This is a genomic window from Anabaena sp. PCC 7938, from assembly GCF_049315035.1.
Classification (GTDB): Bacteria; Cyanobacteriota; Cyanobacteriia; order Cyanobacteriales; family Nostocaceae; genus Anabaena; species Anabaena cylindrica.
In genome coordinates this window covers 53,538-66,660 of sequence record NZ_CP186038.1, presented here as the reverse complement: position 1 = coordinate 66,660, position 13,123 = coordinate 53,538, and the positions used below count along the sequence as shown (strand labels likewise).

Sequence of the window (13,123 nt, the reverse complement as noted above, 5' to 3'; positions counted from 1 at the left end):
AATAACACATCTATCTTATAATTACATTTTTATACAGAAATCTATAAATTAATCTATTTTTGAATATTCACGAATATATATCAATTGATATAATAAATTCCACATTTTTATACTAGCTATAAAATTAAATACTGTTTAAAATTTTCACAGTATAATTCATGACTTACAGATAAGTAGTTGTGCAAAGTAAATTTCATAGTTAGGAGAGGGAATAGGGAACAGATAAGGAATACACACATTTTTGTTTTCAATCAAAATGTGTAATTAATTTTTCGTAAGCACTTATTCTCCAAATTCATCGAAATACATATCTTATAAATAAACAAGATGTCATCAGATTTTTTAAACAAGTTGCCACAATTAATCAAGCGTAAAGAACCTGTAATTATTTTGGAATCGCCAACCCAAGAAAGATACAGAATGATTCGCTACATTTGCAAATCTTGTTCAGTGTTAGGAATTAAATGCTACTTATGGAATTTGGGACAGGAAATAATCAAAGAAGTTGAATGCGTTGATAATGTAGATTTAATTTTTAAGGATTTTGGAGACTATACTCCTATAGCAGTTAAAGAATTAAAAGACCAATTTAGAATCTTGAAATTTTGGGAATATTTTCAGGGAGAAGGAATATTAATTATCGAAAATCTTTACCCTTGGATTAGTGCGAATGTACCCCAGGAAAACCAATTTTTTATACTATCTGAGTGGGTTAAATCGAATTTACTCAATCTTTCTTTTTCTCCATCTGCCCCTGGTAAAATCAAATCTGCTATTCTTTTAGGTTCTCAAGTTAACTTACACCCAGAACTTGCTGCTCAAATTCCTGTGGTTACTCAAGAATTGCCTGATATCTCAGAAATTACTGTAACTCTCAATGAAGAACTGCATGGAATTTTACCACTAACATTGAGCGAGATGGATAAAAATAAAATTGCCCGTAGTGGAATTGGGTTATACATTTCCGATTTAATCAAAGGACTAAAATCAATTGATTTCCATGATGAAAAAAGTGCAGATTCTATAGCTAAAGAACTACTAGATTATAAAATAAATTTGCTCAATAAACTTTATGGTATTGAATTTATACCGACTCCTGAAGTTCCCTTGGGAGGACTAGATTTGATGCAGGAGGCTTTTAAAAAATTTAAAAGATTGTTTAGTCCTCTTGCCAAAGTCTACAAACTCAGAGTTCCTAAAGGTATAATGCTGGTAGGTCCTCCAGGTACGGGTAAATCTCATTCTGCTAAAGTATGCTCGCAAATTTTAGGTATTCCGTTGATTTTAGTAGATTGGGGTAATGTGAGAAGTTATGGTAATGAAGCAGAAATAAAATTAAAACAACTACTAAAATTAGCAGACCGTCTCAATGAATTGGTTTTGTATTTTGATGATTTTGATAAAGGTTTTGCTGGAGATGATGATATAGCTAGAAGGTTAGCAGGTCAGTTACTCACTTGGATGCAAGAACGTACCAGTGATGTAATTGTAATTGCTAGTGTCAATCGGTTAGAATGGCTACCACCAGAATTAACTAGGGCAGGAAGATTTGATTATATTTATAAAGTTGACTTGCCTAATTATGGTGAAAGACACAGTATTTTTAAACTTCACTGTGCGAGATTTGATGATAGATTTAGTAGTGATGTTTCTGGTAGTATTGATCCTTATAGTCAAGAGGAATGGCGACGAATACTTAAAGAAACTAATCGCTGTGTAGGTGCGGAAATTCAAACTATTGTTGAGAGGGCGGCTGCTACTACTTTTTGTCAAATGTTTCCAGAAGATATACCTGTTCCTAGCAATGGTAAATTACCACCCTTGGAAATTTCTGTGGCGACGCTGTTAGCAGAACGTCAACAAATCAATCCATTAGCTATTCGAGAAGCAGATAAGGTGGAAAGTATGAGGAATAAAGCTGAACTTCAGGGTTTACCATCTTCTACTGTAGATTCATCGGAGTATGCAATTGGTAATATAGATATATTTGGTGAATGCAGTGATTAACTGGTAAATAAATATTTACCGAAATTTTCTTTTTCTTCAATCAAAGTTGTGATCATACCAATTCTCTAGATTAAATCAACATGAGGAATAGCCTTGAAGCACGATAAGCATCAATTTTTATCTGTTACTCTATTTTGTGAAATTGATATAAAACTTGAGTTAGCTTTTGCAAACATGACAAGCAAATATTAGCTTTATTCCAAGCCTCATAATTTTGAGAACGTAGATATGGCCTGTAAATTACTCTTTGAGCAATAGAATTAAGTGTCTCAATTTTTCTCAACCATTTTTCTCGACAATCCGAACTTGCATGAGCAATTGCCCAAGCACAAACCTCAATCAATTCTGAATTTTCATAAAAATTTGGTGTAGGAATAGGATATTGTTCTTCATTCTGTTTGATTGAGTTTTTAATTGAATTTGGTAAGTATGTGTCAAGCCAATTGTGTAGAATTGATTCTAATATTGATAGCCAAAGTTCAGTCACTTCATCAATATTTAGCTTGTCATCATCAACTAAAGATTGGAGTAAGTCCTCATTTGTAGACTTTACCCAATTTTCTTGACAAGGGCCACTTAAACGACGATGAATTATTTTTAGTTCATCTAACGACAGATTGTTGGGGAAAAACTGCCGGATTTTTTCAAAAATTGCCAAACGAAGTTCTCTTAATAATTCAGTTTCTCCTTGGATTACATTTGCTCTAATTCTTAAATTGTATATCCATTCAGTCAGGGTATAAATTCTTTCAATTTCAGTTAAGTTAATGAGTAATTTAAAAGAGTTGTTTAAATCTGAATCTTTCTCGTTATCGTCTGTATTCCATAGAGGAGATAAGCTATATGCTGCAATCGCTTGTAGAGATGGCACATCACTTTTGAGAAGTTGTTCTACGAGTACGTTATCTTCTTTGTGAAAAAATCTAATAATTATTAATTGTAAAAGCATCTCTTGGAAGGTAAATGAGAGACTATAAATCACGCTCCAAAACTGAGAATTGTCTAAAGATGATGTATCTGTCAGAAGTTGCCAAAAACCTGTAATAACTCTCACTAATTGGGCTGGTTCTAGAGCAATCAAGGCTTGTGTAGCATAGCGAATGCCGAAATCTTGTAGACAAGTCTGCCATCCTCTACAGTCTGTAAACTTGAGAAGTCTATCAGCATCTTGTATTGCATTTACAAAGTCTTGCTGAATGAATTGGCTCAGTTGTATCGCATCTTCTTGTATAGATGCTTCGTATGAAGTGGTAAGAAGATTTAAATGATTGGAAACCTGTGATAAAAAAGTTTCCAATTTTGCTGCTAATGCTGCACCACCGATATTGTTAATTATGGCTAAATATTCTTCTGCCTTTGAACTGTGATCTAACCATGCTCCCAATCCTACCCACAATTTGGCAAAAAAATCAGTGTCAGCAGTTAAAAGAGTCTGGGTGAATTTTGTTAAGGAAGTCTTAATTTGATTGAGGTTAGTTTCACTGATGTCGAAGTCATAGGTTGATATATCATATAAGCCATGATTTTGGAGATGATTGCCTAAGTCAGTTTGATTAAGGAAGGCTAAGTTAACATCTTGTAGAAGGGCTGCAAAAAACAAGTTAGCATTTGAAATACTATCAAGTCCAGTAGGACGGTTGCTATCTCTAGAGATAGTTCTTTGATGGACAGACGAGAAAATTTCAATGACTTCTGTTGGCTTGTCATTCGCAGGTTCTAGCAAGTCTGCTATATAGTCATTAACCAATGGTATTACATCTTCTGGAATTGGTGTAATTAGAAGAGGATAAGACTTCGTTGCACCTTGAATTGAATTGGAGAGATGATAGCCAACTTTTACATCACAATTTTGATTAAAAATTAGTATATAACGATCATGGAATATCTGGTTGTCTCCCCCTTTTTTACTTCGTACATCTAACAATTTAAATTTTATGTTTTTCAACAAGACTTGGAATTGATAACAAGCATTCTTCAATCTAGTTGCTCGTTGGGGTTCTTGATTTTTACCTGTTATTTGAGGTTGGTTATTTCCAGTAGGTGATGAATCATCATGTGACTTAACCTGTGTATTTGTTAGTACAACATATTCTGCTTGTACTGCGCTCACCCGTGCAATTAGTTCCTCAATACCGGGGGTGTCGAAAAAAGGATCAATGATTAAAACTTTACTGGCAGTAGGATCATTACTGAGTTTCTGCAACCATTCAAAGAAACTCAAACGACCAGGTTCAGGCTCATTTTCAACCCATCCTTTTTTGAAGAAATATCCATCAGACTGTGATGGAAATAATAAGCGGGAAAAGTAGCGAATTTTTTGAGAAGCTAATATCCAGGGGTCAACATTTTCTCCACCAATTTGTAACCCTTCATAATTCACTTGATTAAATTTTTGAGCTTTGTCAACTCGCTCTTTGATTCTCGATTTTGCAAATTCTTTAAGCCAGTTGGATGGTAAGTTAATTTGAGGACTTGATACACCTAAATTCAGATTTAACTGACACTGCGTTAGTGTTGAGTGTTCATACCATATTTCCCAGGTGGTAGAGTCGAGTTTTTGAATCCATATCGTGACGATAACTGAGTTAATTTGTTCTTGTGCCTGAAATGAAACTGAAGTAATAGCTTGGTCATAAATTTGATTTACTTGACATTCATCTAAAACAATCACTCCACCATTTTTGGCACGACATCGAATCAAAACATCCATCCCAGTTGGCAGAATATTTGGCAAAATTTCCACTTCTACCTGATTATGTGTAGAATTAGTTTTGATGTTAACTTGTGATTGTTCTTCTTGATTGGCAGCCGGAAAGCATAGCCATTCCAAGTTGCCTAATCGTTGACTGTCTGCATTACAAAAGTCTAGTCCAGTTTCCACTTGAAGATGACTTAGGCACTTCGTAGCTAGTTCGTCTACCTTGGGCAATTTATCGCCGTTAGATTGGCAAAATAGGTCTAGTTTATCAAGTCGGAATAAAGAACCAACAAAGGCAGAAACACCATCAATTGAACTGGTTGGAGGTTTGAGTTGATAAATGATAGGCAAAGAACTGAATGATGTTTCCAAAAAAATTACTGGACGAATTGTAAAAGATTGAGAAATTTTCTGTACTGATATTGCTAAACGGAACTGTTTAAACTGCTCATCTGGTTGAAGAATACCAATTTGTTCACACGCCTCACCCAAAGTCATGCCTTCACATAATTGCTTAGTTAGATTAAAGATTACATTGCCGTTGTGATAAAAATTTAGTGTATGAATGCGAAATTGGTAGGGCGGTACTGGCCATTTAGGAAGGGAGTTGAACGAACTCCACTGGCTGGCCCTCCCTGAAGAACGAGGAATTACCCACCCATACAGTAAACGGTATTCTCTGCTTTTCTTGCCCGTTTTGATTTCGAGCAGCCATAGATAAAGGGCGCAGGTATCAACATCGTTTGGGCTGAATAATCTCTTCAGTCGAGAATCTTGACTCAGTTTCTCAAGGGATTGAGATAAGGTCACATTGTTGGGAGGAAGTTGGGACATTGAACATTTGGTCTATGATGTTTAAAACATTGTAACATTGCTTGTATTTACAGTATTCATAATTCACAATTGGTCGTAGAAAGAGGCTACATTAATGCAGGAATATTGAGAAAAACACTGGAATATTGTACATTGATAGAATTGGAGTTTGACAGAAATTTATGGTGCAAAGAATTGAAGAAATATTAGGTAATACAATTACTGAATATACTCCTAATGCAATCAAGTTTCAGGGTTTATCATTGGCAACATTGGAAGAAATTGTTAAAGATGGTCATACTACAACATCTGCAAGTTTTAACGCTGCTCCATCAGTGGGTTTATTTATCGAATTTGGACAGCGTTGCCAAGAAAAAGGATTAATAGTAAATTTTGATGGAGTAGCATTTACTAAGACAGATAACCCCGATTTAGTTGTTGATGCGATTACAGTCATCGGTGTAGAAGATTTAGATTTTGTCGGTGAATTTGTTAAATTTGTTTGGGGATGTGATGAGTTAGAGATAAATTCTCAAAAGTTATATGCTTGGTGGGATTAGCCATTGAACATAAATTACCGAAAAAAATAACCAGGGGTCAAATTGATTGATAAAAATTATTCGTAGTCGTGCAACTCCAGAACAAATCGAACAAATGTTAGAAGAGTTAAAATTTTATATAAAAGTAGCGGTAGACCTTGAACGTCGTGTTTTAGCTGGTGGAGGTGAAATGCACTTTTATTGTGAACAAGCACTATTAGAAGATGGTAGTCAACAACAAGATATATGGGCAGCTAGTTTCATGCCTGAAAGTCGTAAAATAATCTATGAATCTATGGTGAATCTACGTCCCAGACAAAACCGTTCAATGGAAATTTTAGACGCTAAAATTAGAGAACAAGTTGCATCAATTATTATGGAGTTTTTAACATGACTAAGCTATCTATGTTACAAGCACAATTTATTAAAGAAGATGTTTATATCAGGTTAAATAATTTAAATGCTCATTTAACACAAATTCAGTCTTTATCACAAGACTTTACTAATAATGAAGCAGTCAAAAATCTGATTAGAGAGACAATGTATTTTATTGAATGGATTGCCCCAGATTTAGAATTTGATTATGCCTTTGATTTAGCTAATTTAGGAAGGTTTCTAACACGCTGGTTGTTTAGTGCAGAAGCCTGGAATAATACAGATGTCAGAAATCAGATTAATCAAGAACTAGGTGATTGGAATAACCGTATTTTGCAAATGTCACAATTACTAGCCGCATAAAATAATCATTCAATTTAATCAAGAAAAGGTGGTGAATCCGATGGATTTATTGTCTGATGAACAATGGTTACGAAAAGCAGTTGAAGCCGAAGATAAAGTAGGTGGTAACATTGGTGCTGGATTAGATTGGGGTTCTGGTTTTGGCGACCTTATGCTTAACCTCGAACTTTTAGGACGTTTAACAACATTACGCATTTCTCTTAATAGAGAAGTAAGATTATTGCTGAATGATTGGAATTTAGGAACAGCAACAAAAATTATAGTAAAAACTGCAAGAGATAGATTTTCACTTAAAAATGTATATTGATATTCACGGTTGTGCAGAGTAGTTATTACAATTTGTCCCTTCACCACTAATAATTGATCTGTTTGATGTCTATGCACAAACATATCATCTATAAAGTTACCAGAAACATGAACTAACGTAGTTTGATTACTACTAGCTAAAGAGTAAAACGAAACCATGCCTACAGTCATTGAATCTAATTTGCGAATTTCAATTCTTTTACTGCCAGTCATTTTTGCACCTCTTTATTTTTCCTAATTAGCGTAAATGCAGGGACAGTTTGATGAGAAACAAATAGTACAAAACCTCAGTTGGTAAGATGACAGAATATGGTTAAAACTTTGATTTTTTTCTAGATTTGTGTGACTTTTAACAAATGAGTTTGATTTAGGTATAGATTATTTCATGGAAATCAATGCCTAAAAGTATATTTAGTAACATTAATAAAAATTAATTTTCAAAACAAAAGCAATATAAGTATTCAGCTATCAGTAGTTATTAAGTGGCTACGCCATGCTACGCGAACAAAGCTGTTAACCCTCCCGGGTGTAGGATACGATGGCGAGGAACGTCCGCTGGAGGAAATTAATTGTGCGGAGCGCACTGCCGGAGGCGATTGGCTATGGCTAACGCTACGCTATCGCCAGTGCCGTAGGCGATCGCTAAATTAAAATCAAACTAATCCTGAGATTTCCAGGTTCGTAATTTAGTTAGTGTAGGTTTATTAGCATTGGCAAAATTTAGCCGATATTCGTTCATGGGTACACCAGAACCATTACCTTCACGAGTAACTACAATAAATGCTGTTTTATTGCGTGGGTCTTTGGTAACTTTGTCAATGAAATTAAACTGTATGAGTTTTAACTCATTTAAAGGTCGTGGTTTTTGAAATCCTGGTTGGGAAACACAGAAAATCACTGAACCATCTATATATCTACCTGAATAAAACCAGTAATTTTGTCGTTTAGATTTGAACTCTGATTTATAGAAAACAGCAAACATATCATCTTCATTTAATGATGGATTTTGTTTACATTTGTTGTCAATGTATGTTTCTTGGGCATAACTAGGAATTGAAAAACCCAAACTTAAACTTAGAGTTAATGCGGTCAATAATCTTTCCGTCTTCATGACTATTTATAGTCCTGTGTTGATGATAAATTTGTCAGTGTAGACTACTGTTATTGTCATTTAATGAGCGATCGCTAATTTTAAATACTATCTGCAACTATGGTTCTAATTGTTTGATTAACTTAGCAGTAGCAGGAGTAGCCCGGAAAGATTGACCATTGTACAAAAATGTCAGTTCATGTAATTTAGACTCAGATAGTCGTGGTTCACACTGGTCATCGCCACTTCTGGTAACACCTTTTGGTTCTCTGGCTTCTGTGACTTTTATAACCAGGTCAAAACGTTTATCTTGGTTAGTGTCTCGTAGTGTAAAATCTTTGATTCCTACATCATAAAAAGGTGGACGACAAGTAGCTGTATTAGACTCAACCTTTAATAGATTGATATTTTTGATTTTAGTTGTACCAATTTCTAAGTGATCCAGCGATGTAATGAAATAACCTTGTCCCGTATATGAACCTTCACAAACTAGGGAATCACGACCTGTTTTATTAGAGATTTTTAAACAACTATGAGAACGCAATCCTTGTTCATATAGGATCCTAGACCAGCCCTTATTAGTACGCCGCAATAAAACAGAACCTCCCCAATTACCTACACGGGGTTCACAATCTCCCAAGTCTACCAATGCTTCACGAATACCAGCTTTGGTAAAACTGCCATAAACTACAGATGTTAAACTACCGCCACTGTCACCACTATAACCAGTAAATGACGGGCATTTTTTGCAAACTATTTTTCCCTGTTCTCGTGTAATATTCCCAGCACCACAAATATTTTGCATGAGGGCAATAACATCTTTCTGGGAGGGAACTATACTATCTTTTTTGACCTCTTGTGCTAATGTTTTGATATTGAAGGTTTGCAATGATAATACTGTAATCACTGCTAATGTCGTAGTCCTTACTAAGATGTTTTTCATGGTTTCTTTTAAGAATTTTGTGGTTTTGGAAATAGCGATGCCTACGGCGAGCGAAGCTATCGCATGGATAATTATGACCTATGAATGTAACTATTTATCGAGTTCTTTTAATTGGAGTTTCATTAACCATTGAGTTAGCAATTTTAATTAATTCATTCTCTGAACAAGAACCGGAGGATACTTGAAAAAGTATGCCGTTTTGAAACCAGCTTATGTTGTTCCATCCATCTCCTTTAAATAAAAAGGCTTTGATGTTTTTATTGAGAGTTAACGGGGTAGTTAAGCCAGAATCATCTTGAAAATTTTTGTAATACTTAGAGGACACCAAAACAGCCTTAATGTAAATTCGTATGCAATTTAAACCGTACATTCTATCTCCAGTATTCATATTTTGGCAATATTTACTTGTATTCAGTAAGGATATATCAGCCTTTTGATCGTTCACATTAAAAACAACTTTTAAATTATCTTTACTAATTCCTTGAGTTATAGACTTAGGTAAACTACTTGGTAATCTGAAAACTAAATTATTTGGTAAGCGTTGTTTAATCTGATTAATTACAGGCTTAAATATTGGTGCTGGTGCTGCTAATACTGATAATTCACTAGCACCTAAAGTCATTAAACTGATTCCCAAGATAAATAGCGATGGCTTCGCCCACCGCAGGTATCGCTGTGCTTGTGGTAATACTAATTTTTTGGTCTTCAAAACAGGTTTCATAGATTTTCCTCAATCATAATAATAAAATCAATAATTTATCTTGATTATTTAAGTAATTCAGTTGTTTGTAAATATTCAATAACGCATGTTTTATCAACTTCACAATCACAACCGGCACTCATTTCTATTACACCCTTACCAGGAACGTTAAAAATTCCATAAGCACCATAACCACCTTGAGCATCTATAATTAATGCCTGTGTATTATTGAAACTGTAGTTATGTATATTCGGTGTTTCCCCTGTGATGTTGGGATAAGAAATTTTAGCTAATTCCAGTAAAGATAGTTGTTGAGGATTGGGTAAACTTTTAATACTAAATGAATAAATCCCATGTGGCGCTCTACATCTCATGGCTTCATAAGAACCTGGATCTAAAATCATTACAGAACCATCTTTACGAAGTATTGTTCGGAAATTAGCAGGGATTTTTACTTTAATACCAAATTGTTTTAGTTTAATTGTCCTAGTTGTTTTGCTGGCCTCTACTGGTTCTGTATTCCCACATTTCCTTTGTGCTATTGCCGGAGTATTAAATACTAGATTCTGGGAACTCAATAACAACACTGTAGTCATAACTAATGTTGTGGTTTTAAAAATGGTTTTCATAGGGTTTCCTATAAGAATTTGGAGCAAAAATTTGGGTGGGGTTTTGGGAATGGCTAGTGCCGATAGCGCAGCTTGGCGTAAGTCGTTATGCGATCGCCTCTGGCGCAGCAATCCGCGCGATCACTCTTTTCCCCTAAAATTTAGTAAGGGCATAATTAATTACTGAAACAACCAGCGAGTTAAAGATTCCCGACGTTGTTGGTTTCTTTGGGCTGGTGTCAGATCAAAAGCACTTTGTTTATTAAATGCCTTGGGGTTATACATTCCTGTTTCCCAGTTGCCATACATAGGATTAGGCATAGCAATATAAGCGGGTTGAATTTTCCCTGTTTTGGTAATATTCAACATACCGTGCATAGGTTCTATTACTGCCACGACTGGTATCAATGCAATAACCAGTATGGTATTAAGTCGAAATATTCGCTATATCTACGCCTACATCGTGAAAATAACTGGAGACTATCTTCAAATATTTATGGATCAACAAATGTGACCCATTGGATCACAAATTGGATTTTGGGTTGAAAACTTTTATTTATAGGTTATTTTAGAAGTTTGAAACAAGAATATTTATATCAAGTTAGTATAATAAGTATAGCTGTAGCCAGGATAATTAGGACATTATTAATCCTTGAAACTTAGATATAATAAGGCTTTCCCTCCTGCCTCCTGCTATAACTTGCCACATCGTTGTCACTTTTATTTGTGGTATGTATAGGCATTGCAGTAGTGCTAGTATGTTGAAGGTATTAAATGAATAACTGGTTTGATACAGCTAGATTGGGGATGTTTATTCATTGGGGACATAGTTCTCAACAAGGATGTGAGTTGTCTTGGCCATTAGTTGGGGGTGTATTTAGCCTACCTTTTTGTCAAGATATTCCCGTTGAGAAATATCACTCCACAGCTAATACTTTTAATCCACAGGCATACAATCCTCAAGAATGGGCATATTTAGCGAAAAGTCTAGGCATGAAATATGCCATATTAACAGCCAAGCATCATGATGGTTTTGCCCTGTTCCACACCCAGGAATCAGACTTTTCAATTGCATCTACACCTTACAAAAACGATATTGTAGATGAATTTGTTGTAGCTATGCGCTCTGTTGGATTACGCATTGGGCTTTATTTTTCACTTTCAGACTGGCATCATCCTGACTATCCTGCATTTACAGAGGCAGAAGGCCGTTTTTCTAACGGGGATTTATACCCCACTCCAAAAACTTTTCGCCTTTCAAGGCGTTAGCGTAGCGGGACGAAGTCCGGTTTTAAACCCCATCGTATCAATAAAAATACTGAAATAAGTTAAAATTAATACTTAAATTTCTTATATCAATTGATAGGTTTTGTCATAAGTTTCATACCAATGTTTTAGAAATAAGTGTTGAAAAAAGAAAACACAATCTTATATCTGCAATTACGAAATTTGATAGCTGACTGGGAGAAACAAGATAGTAGAAAATGATGCTTATTCGTAGGCATTTATAAAATATTGAGACATGAGAATACACAATCATCCTGATTGCAGTAATTACCAAATTCCCAAACAACACACAATTGAAGTTTGTCCAACAGGTTCTCAGAATCGCACGGTTGATAAAAAAAGTTCAGTTTTTCTATTAGTAGCAGCAGCAACAGCATTAGTCTTAGCAAATACATCCATTAATCACCTGCTAATGGCTGTTCTAATTTTGCTGACTGCCATCATCGTCGCAGTTCCAAATTTAGCAAATAAGTTGCTGACTAAATTTGAAAAATTGCAGCGTCGTTGGGGAATCAATATTTATGGCATTTTAGTTGGGATTATCTGTATGATTTTCACCTTTGATATTACCACCAGATCAGCTAATGCCCAATTTTTTAATGGCGCACAAACATGGATGACAGGAGCTTTTGCAGGTATTCCTGCCGATGCTGTTACACTATTTTTTAATGTTCTGAGAGCATTGTTTTTGTTGTATCTTGGTATTTCACTGGTGAGAATTGTTAATGCTGCCAGAAATGATGAAGATTGGCAGAATTTAGCCAGAACTCCTTTAATCATCAGTGTTACTATTGTAGTAGGTGATATTCTCACAGGTTTGATTACTGGTAATGCAGTGTAATTAGCTCAAAAAAACAGGTCTTAAATTCTCTGATTTTTCAGTAGAGTGGTTTCTGGATATTCGTAACGGGCGCTCGTTTTTAAACAACTTATATCACTCTTGGATAAGTTAAACATTTTCGACTACACAGCTTTTTTCTCAGTTTGATAAAAGCGGTTTAGGTCAAATTCGCACCTGTAAAAACCTCAGCTAACAGAGATGATGAAGCGCAAAGAATTTAGAACAGTTAACCGGGTTTTAGGGGAACAACCAAGAATTGGACCTTTTCCAGCAGATCAATTTTTTCCTTGGACAGCTATTGCTTTGATAACTTACTTGATCTGTAAGCTAACTTTTCAAACTTCCTTGTTAGTGACTGGGTTAGTTACAGCTTGGGGATGTGCAACTTGGTGGACTCTTACCAGTAATAAAACCTGGTTATCAAAGTTTCTCACAGTACCCAGAGTTACCAGAGGATATAAACGTTTTTATTCTCTGATTCATGAACCAAAAATAATAACATCAACTCAAAAAAAGATATCTAAATCACGACAAATTTCAACTTTAAAATAGT

Annotated in this window: 13 protein-coding genes and 1 pseudogene; 8 read left to right on the top strand and 6 right to left on the bottom strand. The window is 35.1% G+C overall.

The window, feature by feature from the left end; translation table 11 throughout:
- Positions 1–327 precede the first annotated feature (327 nt).
- Complete coding sequence (locus ACOWPH_RS29535) at positions 328–2,007, top strand: ATP-binding protein (protein WP_015364363.1); 1,680 nt, start codon at positions 328–330, stop codon at positions 2,005–2,007.
- Between the two features lie 124 nt (positions 2,008–2,131).
- Here ACOWPH_RS29535 and ACOWPH_RS29530 read toward each other — a convergent pair whose 3' ends face one another.
- A complete protein-coding gene (locus tag ACOWPH_RS29530; protein WP_015364362.1) occupies positions 2,132–5,539 on the bottom strand; it encodes a VPA1262 family protein in 3,408 nt (1,135 codons plus the stop codon).
- 161 nt (positions 5,540–5,700) lie between these two features.
- On the opposite strand from ACOWPH_RS29530, the gene ACOWPH_RS29525 reads away from it, so the two are divergent.
- The 4 genes and pseudogenes from ACOWPH_RS29525 to ACOWPH_RS29510 all read left to right on the top strand — a co-directional run.
- The gene (locus ACOWPH_RS29525) at positions 5,701–6,078 is read left to right on the top strand and encodes a hypothetical protein (protein ID WP_015364361.1); all 378 of its coding nucleotides are present in this window, start codon (positions 5,701–5,703) and stop codon (positions 6,076–6,078) included.
- Positions 6,079–6,172: 94 nt separating this feature from the next.
- Positions 6,173–6,451, top strand: a complete 279-nt coding sequence (locus tag ACOWPH_RS29520) for a DUF5674 family protein (RefSeq protein WP_042466403.1) — start codon at positions 6,173–6,175, stop codon at positions 6,449–6,451.
- On the top strand, positions 6,448–6,795 hold the full coding sequence (locus tag ACOWPH_RS29515; protein WP_015364359.1) for a hypothetical protein: 348 nt from the start codon (positions 6,448–6,450) through the stop codon (positions 6,793–6,795). The genes ACOWPH_RS29520 and ACOWPH_RS29515 overlap by 4 nt, the downstream gene beginning before the upstream one ends.
- A gap of 40 nt (positions 6,796–6,835) precedes the next feature.
- Positions 6,836–7,078: pseudogene (locus tag ACOWPH_RS29510) on the top strand (hypothetical protein); the annotation flags it as partial.
- Between the two features lie 681 nt (positions 7,079–7,759).
- Here ACOWPH_RS29510 and ACOWPH_RS29505 read toward each other — a convergent pair.
- The 5 genes from ACOWPH_RS29505 to ACOWPH_RS29485 all read right to left on the bottom strand — a co-directional run bounded on the left by ACOWPH_RS29505 (position 7,760) and on the right by ACOWPH_RS29485 (position 10,838).
- On the bottom strand, positions 7,760–8,212 hold the full coding sequence (locus ACOWPH_RS29505; protein ID WP_015364358.1) for a hypothetical protein: 453 nt from the start codon (positions 8,210–8,212) through the stop codon (positions 7,760–7,762).
- Between the two features lie 97 nt (positions 8,213–8,309).
- On the bottom strand, positions 8,310–9,134 hold the full coding sequence (locus ACOWPH_RS29500) for a hypothetical protein (RefSeq protein WP_015364357.1): 825 nt from the start codon (positions 9,132–9,134) through the stop codon (positions 8,310–8,312).
- Positions 9,135–9,228: 94 nt separating this feature from the next.
- Positions 9,229–9,855 carry a DUF4367 domain-containing protein gene (locus tag ACOWPH_RS29495; protein ID WP_015364356.1) on the bottom strand — a complete coding sequence of 209 codons (627 nt, stop codon included), beginning with the start codon at positions 9,853–9,855 and terminating at the stop codon, positions 9,229–9,231.
- 44 nt (positions 9,856–9,899) lie between these two features.
- Positions 9,900–10,463: a hypothetical protein gene (locus ACOWPH_RS29490; RefSeq protein WP_015364355.1), complete on the bottom strand. Its 564-nt coding sequence runs from the start codon at positions 10,461–10,463 to the stop codon at positions 9,900–9,902.
- Positions 10,464–10,622: 159 nt separating this feature from the next.
- Positions 10,623–10,838: a hypothetical protein gene (locus tag ACOWPH_RS29485; RefSeq protein WP_150111141.1), complete on the bottom strand. Its 216-nt coding sequence runs from the start codon at positions 10,836–10,838 to the stop codon at positions 10,623–10,625.
- A gap of 378 nt (positions 10,839–11,216) precedes the next feature.
- On the opposite strand from ACOWPH_RS29485, the gene ACOWPH_RS29480 reads away from it, so the two are divergent.
- The 3 genes from ACOWPH_RS29480 to ACOWPH_RS29470 all read left to right on the top strand — a co-directional run bounded on the left by ACOWPH_RS29480 (position 11,217) and on the right by ACOWPH_RS29470 (position 13,122).
- The gene (locus ACOWPH_RS29480) at positions 11,217–11,711 is read left to right on the top strand and encodes an alpha-L-fucosidase (protein ID WP_015364354.1); all 495 of its coding nucleotides are present in this window, start codon (positions 11,217–11,219) and stop codon (positions 11,709–11,711) included.
- 253 nt (positions 11,712–11,964) lie between these two features.
- Entirely contained in the window at positions 11,965–12,570 is a 606-nt protein-coding gene (locus ACOWPH_RS29475) for a hypothetical protein (RefSeq protein ID WP_015364353.1), read from the top strand.
- A 201-nt stretch (positions 12,571–12,771) separates the two neighbouring features.
- The gene (locus ACOWPH_RS29470) at positions 12,772–13,122 is read left to right on the top strand and encodes a hypothetical protein (RefSeq protein WP_015364352.1); all 351 of its coding nucleotides are present in this window, start codon (positions 12,772–12,774) and stop codon (positions 13,120–13,122) included.
- Position 13,123 lies beyond the last annotated feature (1 nt).

Bases quoted from the DNA above. Each gene is read 5' to 3' on its own strand.
- ACOWPH_RS29535 (WP_015364363.1), top strand. From the start codon at position 328: ATGTCATCAGATTTTTTAAACAAGTTGCCACAATTAATCAAGCGTAAA.
- ACOWPH_RS29530 (WP_015364362.1), bottom strand. From the start codon at position 5,539: ATGTCCCAACTTCCTCCCAACAATGTGACCTTATCTCAATCCCTTGAG.
- ACOWPH_RS29525 (WP_015364361.1), top strand. From the start codon at position 5,701: ATGGTGCAAAGAATTGAAGAAATATTAGGTAATACAATTACTGAATAT.
- ACOWPH_RS29520 (WP_042466403.1), top strand. From the start codon at position 6,173: ATGTTAGAAGAGTTAAAATTTTATATAAAAGTAGCGGTAGACCTTGAA.
- ACOWPH_RS29515 (WP_015364359.1), top strand. From the start codon at position 6,448: ATGACTAAGCTATCTATGTTACAAGCACAATTTATTAAAGAAGATGTT.
- ACOWPH_RS29505 (WP_015364358.1), bottom strand. From the start codon at position 8,212: ATGAAGACGGAAAGATTATTGACCGCATTAACTCTAAGTTTAAGTTTG.
- ACOWPH_RS29500 (WP_015364357.1), bottom strand. From the start codon at position 9,134: ATGAAAAACATCTTAGTAAGGACTACGACATTAGCAGTGATTACAGTA.
- ACOWPH_RS29495 (WP_015364356.1), bottom strand. From the start codon at position 9,855: ATGAAACCTGTTTTGAAGACCAAAAAATTAGTATTACCACAAGCACAG.
- ACOWPH_RS29490 (WP_015364355.1), bottom strand. From the start codon at position 10,463: ATGAAAACCATTTTTAAAACCACAACATTAGTTATGACTACAGTGTTG.
- ACOWPH_RS29480 (WP_015364354.1), top strand. From the start codon at position 11,217: ATGAATAACTGGTTTGATACAGCTAGATTGGGGATGTTTATTCATTGG.
- ACOWPH_RS29475 (WP_015364353.1), top strand. From the start codon at position 11,965: ATGAGAATACACAATCATCCTGATTGCAGTAATTACCAAATTCCCAAA.
- ACOWPH_RS29470 (WP_015364352.1), top strand. From the start codon at position 12,772: ATGAAGCGCAAAGAATTTAGAACAGTTAACCGGGTTTTAGGGGAACAA.